The sequence below is a fragment of the Polaromonas glacialis genome, from assembly GCF_000709345.1.
GTDB lineage: Bacteria > Pseudomonadota > Gammaproteobacteria > Burkholderiales > Burkholderiaceae_C > Polaromonas > Polaromonas glacialis.
The window spans coordinates 169,201-181,703 of record NZ_KL448324.1; the positions used below are offsets into that span (position 1 = coordinate 169,201).

A 12,503-nucleotide genomic window follows, 5' to 3' on the forward strand; every position below is an offset into this window, starting at 1 on the left:
GCTTTCAGAGTCCCAAGATCATCTTGGAAATGATGTTCTTCTGGATTTCGTTGGAGCCGCCGAAAATCGACAGCTTGCGGTTGTTAAAGTAAAGCGCAGCGGCGCCAGCGGCCTCGTCAGGGCCTACAGGGGCCTCGGTGTAGCCTTCGTAGAGCGCTTCCTCAATAAAAGGCAAGGCGTAAGGGCCCATGGCGCGCCGTGCGAGCGATGAGATTTCCTGCCGAATCTCGGTGCCCCGGATCTTGAGCATCGAACTCTCGGCCCCCGGCACACCCCCTCCAGCGACAGCGGCAATCACGCGCAGGTTGGTTGTCTTCATATTCTCCAGATCGATCTCTACCCTTGCCAGGCGTGCGGCGAACTGCGGATCTTCGGTCAGCGGCCTGCCGTTGCGCATCGACTTGCCGGCGATGGCCTGGAGGCGTTCGAGCGCGGCCACGGAGAAGCCGACACCCGCAATGTTGGTGCGCTCGTAGGTCAGCAGGTACTTGGCATAGGTCCAGCCCTGGTTCTCTTCGCCCACCAGGTTTGCAGCCGGCACCCGCACATCGGTGAAGAACACTTCGTTCACTTCTGGTTCACCGTCAAGCAGCACGATAGGCCTCATTTGCACGCCAGGCGACTGAAGGTCGATCAGCAGGAAGCTGATGCCCGCTTGCTTGGAGGCCTCGCGGTTGGTGCGGACCAGGCAAAAGATCATGTTGGCATGCTGACCCAGCGTGGTCCAGGTTTTCTGGCCATTGACGATGTAGTGGTCGCCCTGCGCGTCGCTGCCCCGTACCGCCGTGGTCTTGACCGACGCCAGGTCGGAGCCTGCTCCGGGCTCCGAGTAACCCTGGCACCACCAGTCGGACCCATCGAGCATTCGGGGCAGCCAGTGGCGCTTTTGCTGCTCGTTGCCGTACTTGATCAGCACAGGACCGAGCATGCTCACGCCAAATGGCACGATGCGCGGGGCTGCGGCCAGTGCACATTCGTTTTCAAAAATAAATCGCTCGACCACCGTCCATCCCGGACCGCCGTACTCTTTGGGCCAATGGCTCACGAGCCAACCCTGGCGATTGAGAATGGCATGCCACTCGGCCATGTCGGCCTTTTTCAATCGCCTGCCGGACTTCACAATTTCCGAAAAGCGTCGCGGAAGCTTGTCGGCCAGAAAAGCGCGGACTTCGCCGCGAAAGGCTTCTTCTTCAAGGGTAAATTTGAGATCCACGAGTGGCTCCTAAATGGTACAAAAAATTGAGTGCCACCGAGCCTTCATCAACATTGAAGCTTGGCAAATGGTCAGGTGCGTGTGTGCCTGACGCCCTGCCTTTGGGCAGATCAGCGAGAAAAAAGAGAACGCTGAGGCGACCCTATTCGCCAGCAGCACGCTCGTACGCTGGTCAAGCTGTTGCAGGCGGTCGGCGTCCAGAGATTTTTCCCAGGCCAGGCCTACGTTGGCGTGCAGCACGGCAGCGGCAGTACGTTTGATCATGTTTATCCTGACGGATGCATTCATAGAGTTTTTCCAATAAACAGGTAACCAAAGCCTGGTGCTAGGCCGCACATAAGTGAAGGGTTCAAAATCTGATGGCGTCTGACTCAGAAAATCTCGAACAGCCCGGCGGCGCCCATGCCGCCGGCGATGCACATGGTGACGACCACATACTTCACACCGCGCCGCTTGCCTTCAATCAGCGCGTGGCCCGTGAGGCGTGCGCCGGTCATGCCAAAGGGGTGCCCGACGGAGATGGCGCCGCCATTGACGTTGAGGCATTCGTCGGAAATCCCGAGTTGCTGCTGGCAATAGAGGGCCTGCGACGCAAAGGCTTCGTTCAGCTCCCACAGCCCGATGTCGTCAACCTTGAGGCCATGGCGCTTCAAGAGCTTGGGAACGGCCAGGACTGGACCGATGCCCATCTCATCAGGTTCGCAGCCGGCAACGACAAATCCACGGAAAACCCCCAGCGGCACGAGATTGGCCTGCTGCGCAGCCTTTGCTTCCATCATCACGCAGGCGCTAGCGCCATCCGACAGTTGCGAAGAGTTGCCAGCCGTGACAAAGTTTCCCTCTCCCTTGACTGGCGGCAGCTTTGCCAGCGCCTCATAAGTGGTGCCGCGTCGGTTGCAGGTATCTTGATTCACCGTGACCGGAATACGGGTCACGATTCCTGTGACCTTGTCGGTGACTGCCATTGTCGTGGTAACCGAGATGATCTCATCGTTAAAACGCCCGGCAACCTGTGCCTCTTCGGTCCGTTTCTGACTTTGCAGCGCAAATCGATCCTGCGCCTCGCGGCTGATGCCGTAGCGCATGGCAACGATGTCGGCAGTGTCGATCATTGGCATGTACACGTCCGGCTTGTGTTCAGCAATCCAGGGATCGGTGTCCTCCCCGTTTTCACGTGTACGGATCCCAGAAATGCTTTCAACGCCACCAGCGATGACCGCTGGCGCGCCATCCACCACGATTCGACCGGCCGCAAATGCGATGGCCTGCAGGCCCGACGCGCAAAAGCGCGCCACGGTGATCCCTGCGATGCTGGTCGGCAGACCGGAGCGAAACACCGCTTGGCGTGCAAGGTTGCGACCGGTTCGCCCTTCTGGATAGCCGCAGCCGAGAATCAAGTCCTCGACCAGTTCGGGGTCGACGCCTGAACGCTCGACGGCTGCGCGAACTGCGAATGAGGCCAGCGTCGCGCCTGGGGTAATGTTGAACTCGCCGCGGTGCGCCTTGGTTAAGGGCATCCCATTACACACATGCCCGTAATATAGGCAGCAGAGTAATTGAAGGGGCAAGTGGATGGGCTGGGCGCAACAGGAATTCGAGACGATTGATTTAGGTGACCCGCGTCTGAACCGGCGCGCCGTGCTGCTGGCCGAGCGGCTGGGGCAAAAGCCCGGCGCGAGCATTCCGGGGGCGAGCGAGAACTGGGCCGAGACGGCGGCGGCGTACCGCTTCCTGCGCAACGAGCAGGTCAGTTGCGAAGGCGTGATGGCAGCCCACCGCCAGGCGACGATGGGCCGCATTCGCGAGCACGCGGTGGTGCTGTGCCTGCAGGACACGACCGAGCTGGACTACAACGGGCAGGCGATGACGGGCCTGGGGCCGCTGAGCTACGAAGCGCAGCGCGGGCTGTATCTGCACCCGACCTACGTGGTCACGCCCGAGCGCGAGCCGCTGGGGGTGATGAACGCCTGGACATGGGCGCGCGAGTTCAAACAAGGCGATGCGCCGCGCGGCGGCATGCTCGAAAGTGTGCGCTGGGTGGAAAGTTACGAGCGCATCGCCGAGCAGGCCAGCGAGCTGCCCGGCACGCGCCACGTGTGCATCGGCGACCGCGAGTCGGACATCCTGGCGCTGCTGGTGATGGCGCGCAAGATGAACCATGCGGCCGATTACCTGGTGCGCTGCCAGCACAACCGGGTGCTGCCCGAAGGGGGCAAGCTGTGGGATGAGGTCATGGCCGGCGTGCCGCTGGGGCATATACGCTTTGAGATGCCGGCCGGTCGCGGGCGCAAGGCCCGCGCGGTCGAGCAGGAGGTACGTGCCCAGCGTGCCCAGCGTGTCCTGCTGCCTGACCGCCAGGGCGGCGAACTTGAAGTGACCTGCCTGATTGCGTCGGAAATCAACGCCCCCGCAGGCGCCAAGCCGGTGGTCTGGCGGCTACTGACCAACCGGGTGGCATCCACGCTGCAGGACGCAGTGGAGCTCGTCAATTGGTACCGCGCTCGATGGGAAATTGAGCTTTTTTTCTTGGTGCTTAAGGAGGGCTGCCGTGTCGAGCGCTTGCAGCTGGCCGACACCGAGCGGCTGCAGACCGCGCTGGCGCTGTACATGGTGATTGCCTGGCGCATCAACCGCCTGATGCGGCTGGGGCGCACCTTGCCCGATTTACCGGCAGACCTGCTGTTCGAGCCCGACGAGTGGCGAGCGGCGTTCATCCTGAACAAAAAGCCCGTGCCCCGGCAGACGCCCCCGCTCAACACCGTGGTGCGTTTGATTGCTCAGCGCGGCGGCTTTCTGGGGAGAAAGCACGATGGCGAACCGGGGGCCAGGACGATTTGGCTGGGCATGCAGGAGATTGCCGTCTTTGTTGAGGGCGCCCGTTATGCCCGGCAGTTTAATGATGGGTGACTTATGTGTAATGGGATGGGTTAAGGGAGTTCTTGCGGTGGAGACGATAACTGCTTCACGCATGATGGTTTTCCTAGGTTTGATCACGAAAGAGCGTTGTTCAGAGTGGCGAATCCGGCACGCCGCCCGACAAGGTCTACCAACAGGGCTGAAGGTTTCCAAAAAAGTGGGTCTGCAACGGAAAACTCGTTGATGTCGGCCAACACCTTGCCCAGACCGATGGTGTCCGCGTACTTCATGGGCCCCCCCCTGAATCTGGGAAAGCCATAGCCGTGAAGGAATGTGACGTCCACATCCAGGGGGCGTAGCGCAATGCCGTCAAAAACCACGTTGGCGCCCTCATTGATCATGGCCGCCAGATAGCGCCGCACGATTTCTCCATCCGTGAACCTCTTGGGCTCGATGCCGACACGGCGGCGCTCTTCGTCGATGATGGCCAGCACTTGCGGATCTTCCTCGCCCGTTCGTGAACCCTGGGGATATAGGTAGTACCCGCGTCCCGTCTTTTGCCCAAACCAGCCGCGCTCGCAGAGGCGGTCCGGAATCTGCACGTAACGCGCGTTGGGGTCGCGGTTTGCGGCGCGGCGCTTTCGCGTTGCCCATCCGATGTCACCGCCAGCCAGGTCGGCCACCTGGTATGGACCCATGGCAAACCCGAAATCCCGCAGCGCCCGGTCAATCTGATAGGGCGATGCGCCATCTTCCATCATGTGGTCGGCAGCAGCCCGATAAACAGCCAGCACCCGATTGCCAATGAATCCGTCGCAGACACCCGCGCGAACAGGAACCTTGCGCAGCTTTTTCGCAAATTCGAATGCCGTTGAGACCGTCTGCGCATCCGTCTTGCCCGCAACGACAATCTCAAGAAGAGGCATGATGTTCGCGGGCGAGAAGAAGTGCAGCCCGATGACGCGCTCCGGACGCGAGACCGTCCGGGCGATTTCATCGATGTCAAGGTAGGAAGTGTTCGTCGCGAGCACCGCTTCTGGCTTGCAGGTAAGGTTCAGTCGCTCGAAGACCATCTTTTTGACGTTCATATCTTCAAACACGGCTTCGATCGCCAGGTCGACATCTTTCAGCGACTGGTAGTCGGTAGAGACAGAAAAGCGCTTGAGTGCCGAGTCCATGCCCGCCTGGGTGATCCGTCCCTTGGAGACTTGTCCGGCGAAGACTTTCTCGACGTTTGCCAGGCCCCGGGCGGCCGCCTTGTCGTCCTGTTCGACCATCCGTACGCACAAGCCCGCGTCAATGGCCGACACGGCGATCCCTGCCCCCATCAGTCCCCCGCCGACAATTCCCACTGCCATGACGGGAAGCGGCGGCGCGCCGGGCGTTTCGGGTGCCTTGGAGACTGCTCGCTCGGCCAAAAAGGCATGAGTGAAAGCTTCGCACTGCGGGCTCTGCAGGCAGCTCAGAAAGGCTGCCCGCTCTTGCGTCAAGCCTTCGCTAAATGCCATCCCAAGTGCTGACTGCACGGCCTCGACGATCTTGTGTGGGGAAAACAGGTGCCTGGATTTTTTGGCGAGCACATTGCGCGCTTCGTCCAAAAAGGCCTGGGCAGCTGCGTGATCCTTGAGGCCTTCGGCATCGCGGGAGCGGCGAACGCCAGCCCCGGCATTCAATAGCTCGTGCGCGTACTGAACGCCCGCCGCTGCGGCATCACCGAGCAGCACATGTCTGTCGATAATTCCCAGTAAAAGCGCCTCTTTCGCCAACACATGCCGGCCGCTCAGCATGAGCGCTAACGCAGACTCGACCCCGATCAGGCGAGGCAACCGCTGCGTACCTCCCGCCCCTGGCATCAGGCCAAGAAGAACCTCCGGCAGTCCTAACTTCACCTCCTCCGCAGCGAGCCTATAGTGGCAGCTCAGAGCAATTTCCAGCCCGCCGCCCAGCGCCACGCCGTGCATGGCCGCGATGACCGGCTTTGCGCAGTTCTCGATTCTGTTGCAGAGGTCTGGCAGACTGGGAGGCTGGGCAGGAAGACCCAACTCACGGATATCTGCACCGGCCATAAAGCTCTTGCCAGCACCCGTGATCACAATGGCGCGGATTGCGCTGTCGGTGTCGGCCTGCTCGACCGCGTCAAGCAATGCCCTGCGAACGCCGGTGCTGATGGCGTTCACTGGGGGATTGCTGACCCGCAGGAGGACTACGCCGTCGAGGCACGTTTGAACAACAAGTTGGCTCAATTCCATCACAGCGCCCCCGTCAGTTCCGGCACGGCGGCAAACAGGTCGGCCTCCAGCCCGTAGTCGGCCACGCTGAAGATGGGCGCTTCGCCGTCCTTGTTGATCGCCACGATGACTTTGGAGTCCTTCATGCCCGCCAGGTGCTGGATGGCCCCCGAGATGCCGATGGCCACGTACAGCTGGGGCGCCACGATCTTGCCGGTCTGCCCCACTTGCCAGTCGTTGGGCGCGTAGCCCGCATCGACCGCCGCGCGGGAGGCGCCCAGCGCCGCGCCGAGCTTGTCGGCCAGGGGTTCGAGCACGGCATGGAACCGCTCGGATGAGCCCAAGGCACGCCCGCCCGAGACGATGATCTTGGCCGCCGTCAGCTCGGGCCGGTCGCTCTTGGCGATCTCGCTGCCCACAAAGCTGGACTTGCCGCTGTCAGCGACGCCGCCCGGGGTTTCAACCGTGGCCGCGCCGCCAGTGGATGCGGCCGCGTCAAAGCCGGTCGTGCGCACGGTGATGACCTTAACGGCGTCTGTGCTCTGCACGGTGGCAATGGCGTTGCCCGCGTAGATCGGGCGCTCGAAGGTGTCGGCCGCATCGACTTTCGTGATGTCCGAGATCTGGCCCACGTCGAGCAGCGCGGCCACGCGCGGGGCGATGTTCTTGCCCGAGGCGGTGGCCGGGAACAAGAGGTGGCTGTAGCTGGCGGCCAGCGCGATCACCTGCGCGGCCACGTTCTCGGCCAGCCCGTGGGCGAAGGCTTCGCCCTCGACGTGGATGACCTTGGCGACGCCGGCGATGGCGGCGGCGGCCTGCGCGGCCGCTTGGGCGTGGTGCCCGGCCACCAGCACATGCACCTCACCCGTTCCAGCGCCGCACTGGATGGCAGCGGTGACGGTGTTGAGCGTGGCCGGGCGGATGCTGGCGTGGTCGTGTTCTGCAATGACTAAAGAGGTCATGTGTTGTTTACTCCGTTCAGGCTGGACAGGTGTTAGATGACTTTGGCGACGTTCTTGAGCTTGTCCACCAGCGTGGCCACGTCAGGAACCTTGATGCCGGCGCTGCGCTTGGGCGGCTCGCTGACCTTCAGGGTCTTGAGACGCGGGGCCACATCGACGCCCAGATCGGCGGGTTTGATATTTTCCAGCGGCTTTTTCTTGGCCTTCATGATGTTGGGCAGCGTCACGTAGCGCGGCTCGTTCAGGCGCAGGTCGGTCGTGACGATGGCCGGCAGGCTCAAGGACAGCGTCTCGGCGCCGCCATCGACCTCGCGCGTGACCTGGACCGTGCCGTCCAGCACCTCGACTTTGGAGGCAAACGTCGCCTGGCCCCAGCCCAGCAGCGCCGCCAGCATCTGCCCGGTCTGGTTGCAGTCGTCGTCGATCGCCTGCTTGCCCAGGATCACCAGCTGCGGCGCTTCCTTGTCCACCAGCGCCTTGAGCAGCTTGGCCACGGCCAGCGGCTGGAGCTCCTCAAGAGTCTCGACCAGGATGGCGCGGTCCGCGCCGATGGCCATGGCCGTTCTCAAGGTCTCCTGGCACTGCAGCGGGCCGCACGAGACGGCAACGACTTCGGTCGCCAGGCCTTTTTCCTTGAGCCGCACGGCTTCTTCGATGGCGATCTCGTCAAAAGGGTTCATGCTCATCTTGACGTTGGCAATGTCCACACCCGTGCCGTCGCTTCTCACGCGCACCTTCACGTTGTAATCGACCACACGCTTGACTGCGACAATAACTTTCAATTGAGTTTCTCCGGGTTTGTGCGTTCATGACATCGCAACTGCGCAGACGTCGCTGGCTATGAATTGTGGAGTCGAAGAAACGCAAAAGCCCACTCGACCTGAGATTTCTAAACTGCATAGCAGAACAGTCTTATTGCTCATCCTTGCCGAACCACCATATGTTTAGAATCCATCCCGCCAGGTTGCCGCAGGCAGGCACAACACACCCTTCGGTGTTGTTGGGTTTTTCAGTCTGTTCCGCATTGCGGTTCTTAGAGCATTTGAGAGTGAGCTATGACGAAATCCGACAATGAATTCGATAACTTGTCCCAGCGGACCACAAATGCCAAGGAAGACAGGCACTTCGTCACTGCGCTTGCGCGTGGCCTGGAAGTGCTGCATGCGTTCAAATCGGGTGAGGAGCGGTTGAGCAACCAAGAACTCGCACAGCGATGCACGCTTCCGAAATCCACTGTCACGAGACTGACCTATACGCTCACCAAACTAGAATTTCTGCATCACATTCCAGAGTCAAGACGGTATCGCCTGGGTCTTAAAACGCTGGCACTCGGAGGCACGACGCTCTCGCGATTGGATGTAAAAGAAGCGAGCAACGCGCTGCTCCAGCAACTCGCCAACGACACTGACTGCATGGTCTCGCTCGCGATTCGCGACCAGCTTTCAATGCTGTATATCGATAACTGCCGCAGCCAGTCGGCCATCCTCACCCTGCGGCTCGGCATCGGCTCTCGGCTGCCACTGGCAACCACAGCAATTGGCCGGGGCTACCTCGCAGGGGCGCCTGCCGGCGCACGCGAAACCCTTGAGTTGCGGATTCAGGCAGTGGACCCACAGGCATGGCCGCAGGTACAGCAAAGCATCCAGCAAGCTGTCTCGGATCTTCAGGAGCATGGCTGCGTCAGATCCTTCGGTGACTGGCGGCGCGAAGTCAATGCCATCGCAGTGCCAATTTCACTCAACCCGGGCCTTCCACTGATGGTGGTCAATGTCGCTGCGGCCGCGCAGTTGATCTCGGCTGAAACTTTCATGAGCGAAGTCCGCCCGAGACTCATCGCCACAGTACACAGCATCGAGACAAAGTACCGAGCAGATACCTAGGCGGAGCGCCGCATGGCACTCCGGTCTTGGCCGCGCGTTGTGAGGGCTACCTGTGCAGTTTCACCGTCCTGGCATGGCCTATGGCGCTAACGAAGACAGCGGAGCGCTGCTTTCGATTTGCCGTGCCTTCTCGAACGATGTGATGGATTTAAGTCGCGCCAGGTAGTTGCTAACGTTGACAGGAAACTCCGCCTGCAGAGCGTTGTTTTCCGCAAAGAGCAGGGAGTAGCCAACCGAAATATCCGCTACGGTGAACCGGTCAGCGCAAATGTACTGACGGCCATCGGCGAGGAGGGCATCGATGTTTCGGAGTCGGCCAAAGAAGAAACGCCGGTAATCTTCGGCAGCCTGAGGCAGCCTCCGCTCGCTGGGCTCCACCTTGGTGTAGCGCAAGTACACGGCCAGCGGAAACATCAGCGTGGCCTCGCCGAACGAAAGATAGTTCAGATAATCCGAATAGCCGCGCTCTGACGGAAGCACGCCGAGCCCACCCGGACTGTGTCGTCCCGCTAAATACTGGCATATGGCGCAAGACTCTGTCATGCGCACATCCTTATCCAGAAACAGCGGCACCGTGCCCAGAGGATTCACGCCAAGGTAGGCTTTGGCGAACGCTCTTGGGGGAAATGGCAGAACCTCCAGCGTATATGGAAGCTGCAGTTCCTCCAGCGTCCACAGCACTCGGAACGAACGAGACCTTGGTGCGTGATACAGGGTAGCCATCGTCACGCGTCCAGCGCCGAGGTCGGTATGCGAATTCCTTGCGGCATGGCATCGCCGACATCTGCCTTGGCTATTTCGCGCAATGTGGTCTTGGCAACCTTGCCCACGCCAATTCTCGGAAGTTCATCAATGACGCGAATGGCCGCTGGAACCTTAAATCGCGCGAGACCGCCCGCGCACGCCGCGGCAACGGATGTCGGGAGCGAGTGTGTCGAGTTTCTATCGGCCGGAACGACGAAGGCCACTACGGTTTCTCCGTAGACGGAATGGGGTCTCGCGACGACCGCAACCTCCCTCACGCCCGGAAGCTTCGCAATGAATTGTTCGACTTCTAGGGCCGACACATTTTCGCCGCCCACCTTGATGACGTCTTTGAGTCTGTCTTCGAAAGAGATGGAGCCGTCTTCAAATAAGCGGACGCGGTCGCCGGTCATGAAGAATCCGTCCTCATCGAATGCCGTCTCCGTGCTTCCGGGGTCTCCCTCATAACATTTAAAGATGGAAAGGCCGGGAACTCCTCTGACGACAAGATGGCCAGCCTCGCCGCTACGCACCAGCACCCTCATGTCGTTTTCGATTCGGACCACGTAGCCCAGGCTGGGCCGTCCGATTCCTCCGTGCACTGTCGGAGCATAGGGCGACGCGACGACGACTTGCGTAACAAGCTCGGTCATCCCCCAGCCGGCCACCATGGAGACGCCAAATTTCTGCTCTTGGGTTCGGTCATAGCGCGCTGTAACCCAAGTCCGAAAGAAATGCTGGGGAACGGTCTGTTGCGCGAGGACCGTGGTCGTGAAGTTCACATGCGATGACACCGTGGCCCGATACATCTGGGCGACGGGCCAGAAGCGGGACTTGGAAAATCGGGGCTGAAGGACGACAGTTCCGCCTACCCACATTGTAGAGAAAAAGGCCCATGAAAGGCCGACCACATGGAACAGGGGGAGGAAGAGCAAGTGGACATCTTCCGGTGACAAGCCTTGCTGTTGGGCGTTCAGTCTGGCGCCCCATAGCACGTTGGCGTGCGTCCACACGACGCCCTTTGGCCGGGCGGTCGACCCGGTGGTGTAGAGCACCGACGCCTCAGCGCAAGGGTCCGCCGGGCGCAAGTCCGCCGGCTCGCCATAAAGCTCCGAAAATGCCTTGTATCTGGACTCTGATTGCTCCATGCCCGCAGCGTCGGTCACTGCAATCCATCGCATCAGGGGGCAGGCAGTATTCACGAGAGATAAAAAACGCTCTTGGGTTATTGCGCATGTCGCAGCGGAGCTTTCTGCGAAGAAACTCAATTCTTCCGAAGACGCCCCGGAGTTTGTCGCTACGCAGACTGCGCCTATCCACGCGCACGCGAAACGCACCAGCAAGGTCTCTGGACAGTTGTCCAGATGTACGAGAACTCGGTCGCCAACCCCGACGCCTGCGCGCTGAAGTCCGCCGGCCAAGTGGCGTACACGCTCGAGAAATTCGGAATAGCTGAGAACATTTGGCTCGCCCTCAAATGGAGACCAGATGAGAAACGGGTGCGCTCCGCGCCGCTGCGCCAAATCGACGAGCCAACTGGCAATGTCATATCCATCAAATGCCATCTGGCCAGAACGCCCAGGGTCTGAGTGCGTCATTCGAGGCTAATCCCACCAATATCTTTGACCAGTTCTTGCCAGTTTGCCAAGTCTACTTGAACGCGGTGGTTCATCTCTGCCGGCAGAGAGACTGAAGGCTCCATCCCCCCGCGAATAATGAGGTCGGAAATGTCTTTTGTGTGCACGGCTTTGGCGACAGCATCTGACAGCGTGTGGAGTACCGACTGCGGCGTTCCGGCTGGCGCGAAAACTGCCACCCAGCTTGACCTAAGACCCTTCACGCCCTGTTCTTCAAACGTTTTGACGTCAGGCCGCGTGCGCCCGCGCTGCGTTCCCGTCACGGCCAGCACCTTGAGCTTTCCGCCATCGACCTGAGTCGCGATGGCGGCCATGTCTGCGTATACCGCGGTGACGTGGCCAGCCAGCACGGCATTGACTGCGGGAGCCGACCCTTGATAAGGGATGTGGGTCAGGTCCACTCCGAGGCGACGATTCACTACTTCACCAATGATGTGGCTAGCCGAGCCTGGGCCCGTGGAGCCAAAGCTCAAAGGCTGTTTGCTCTTCTTGACGAAGTCGACGAACTCTTCCAAATTATTTGCGGGAAAGGATTTCTGGACAGCGATGGCCACCGGCATCGTGCTCACCTGCGAGACTGCCGTGAAGTCCTTTACCGAGTCGTACGTCATCTTTTTGAAGACTGCCGGATTGATGACAATAGGGCTTCCTACCGTAATCAAGAGCGTGTATCCATCCGGCTTGGCCTTTGCTACGAAACCTGAACCTATCATGGCCGCGCCGCCAGCCTTGTTGTCGACAATCACAGGCACAGAAAGCGCCTGGCTGAGATTCGCGGCAAGGGGTCGAGCAATCAGGTCGGTTCCTCCTCCGGCAGGAAACGGCACGACGAGTCTGATGGGCCTAGATGGGAATGAGGTGGAGGCCTGGCTCCATGCGGCGTTCATAGAACTGAGCGCTATGGCGGCGGTGAGGACGCGGCCCGCATGGCTCGCGAAACTTGAAAAGTTCACTGTTTATCTCCTAAGCTATTGATGGTTCTC

Annotated in this window: 11 protein-coding genes; 2 read left to right on the forward strand and 9 right to left on the reverse strand. The window is 60.5% G+C overall.

The window, feature by feature from the left end:
• Nucleotides 1–4: 4 nt before the first annotated feature.
• The 3 genes from EC86_RS0121050 to EC86_RS0121060 form a co-directional block, all read right to left on the reverse strand.
• The gene (locus tag EC86_RS0121050; protein ID WP_029527845.1) at nucleotides 5–1,213 is read right to left on the reverse strand and encodes an acyl-CoA dehydrogenase family protein; all 1,209 of its coding nucleotides are present in this window, start codon (nucleotides 1,211–1,213) and stop codon (nucleotides 5–7) included.
• 9 nt (nucleotides 1,214–1,222) lie between these two features.
• Nucleotides 1,223–1,501 (reverse strand): hypothetical protein, encoded by a 279-nt coding sequence (locus tag EC86_RS0121055; protein WP_029527846.1) that lies wholly within the window; start codon nucleotides 1,499–1,501, stop codon nucleotides 1,223–1,225.
• A gap of 83 nt (nucleotides 1,502–1,584) precedes the next feature.
• The gene (locus tag EC86_RS0121060; protein ID WP_029527847.1) at nucleotides 1,585–2,730 is read right to left on the reverse strand and encodes an acetyl-CoA C-acyltransferase; all 1,146 of its coding nucleotides are present in this window, start codon (nucleotides 2,728–2,730) and stop codon (nucleotides 1,585–1,587) included.
• Between the two features lie 55 nt (nucleotides 2,731–2,785).
• On the opposite strand from EC86_RS0121060, the gene EC86_RS0121065 reads away from it, so the two are divergent.
• On the forward strand, nucleotides 2,786–4,120 hold the full coding sequence (locus EC86_RS0121065; protein ID WP_029527848.1) for an IS4 family transposase: 1,335 nt from the start codon (nucleotides 2,786–2,788) through the stop codon (nucleotides 4,118–4,120).
• An 83-nt stretch (nucleotides 4,121–4,203) separates the two neighbouring features.
• On the opposite strand, the gene EC86_RS0121070 is transcribed toward EC86_RS0121065, so the two are convergent.
• The 3 genes from EC86_RS0121070 to EC86_RS0121080 are packed head-to-tail and all read right to left on the reverse strand — an operon-like array spanning nucleotide 4,204 to nucleotide 8,041.
• A complete protein-coding gene (locus tag EC86_RS0121070; RefSeq protein ID WP_036773724.1) occupies nucleotides 4,204–6,318 on the reverse strand; it encodes a 3-hydroxyacyl-CoA dehydrogenase NAD-binding domain-containing protein in 2,115 nt (704 codons plus the stop codon).
• Nucleotides 6,318–7,259: an electron transfer flavoprotein subunit alpha/FixB family protein gene (locus EC86_RS0121075; RefSeq protein WP_029527850.1), complete on the reverse strand. Its 942-nt coding sequence runs from the start codon at nucleotides 7,257–7,259 to the stop codon at nucleotides 6,318–6,320. The genes EC86_RS0121070 and EC86_RS0121075 overlap by 1 nt, the downstream gene beginning before the upstream one ends.
• A gap of 32 nt (nucleotides 7,260–7,291) precedes the next feature.
• Entirely contained in the window at nucleotides 7,292–8,041 is a 750-nt protein-coding gene (locus EC86_RS0121080) for an electron transfer flavoprotein subunit beta/FixA family protein (protein ID WP_029527851.1), read from the reverse strand.
• 273 nt (nucleotides 8,042–8,314) lie between these two features.
• Between EC86_RS0121080 and EC86_RS0121085 the strand changes: the two genes are divergently transcribed.
• A complete protein-coding gene (locus tag EC86_RS0121085; protein WP_051676213.1) occupies nucleotides 8,315–9,139 on the forward strand; it encodes an IclR family transcriptional regulator in 825 nt (274 codons plus the stop codon).
• A 78-nt stretch (nucleotides 9,140–9,217) separates the two neighbouring features.
• On the opposite strand, the gene EC86_RS0121090 is transcribed toward EC86_RS0121085, so the two are convergent.
• Genes EC86_RS0121090 through EC86_RS0121100 form a run of 3 tightly spaced genes read right to left on the reverse strand, consistent with a single transcriptional unit; the run spans nucleotide 9,218 to nucleotide 12,347 of the window.
• On the reverse strand, nucleotides 9,218–9,862 hold the full coding sequence (locus tag EC86_RS0121090) for a glutathione S-transferase family protein (RefSeq protein WP_029527853.1): 645 nt from the start codon (nucleotides 9,860–9,862) through the stop codon (nucleotides 9,218–9,220).
• A gap of 2 nt (nucleotides 9,863–9,864) precedes the next feature.
• On the reverse strand, nucleotides 9,865–11,448 hold the full coding sequence (locus EC86_RS0121095; RefSeq protein ID WP_232229996.1) for a class I adenylate-forming enzyme family protein: 1,584 nt from the start codon (nucleotides 11,446–11,448) through the stop codon (nucleotides 9,865–9,867).
• A gap of 29 nt (nucleotides 11,449–11,477) precedes the next feature.
• Nucleotides 11,478–12,347 (reverse strand): Bug family tripartite tricarboxylate transporter substrate binding protein, encoded by an 870-nt coding sequence (locus EC86_RS0121100; protein WP_232229997.1) that lies wholly within the window; start codon nucleotides 12,345–12,347, stop codon nucleotides 11,478–11,480.
• Nucleotides 12,348–12,503 lie beyond the last annotated feature (156 nt).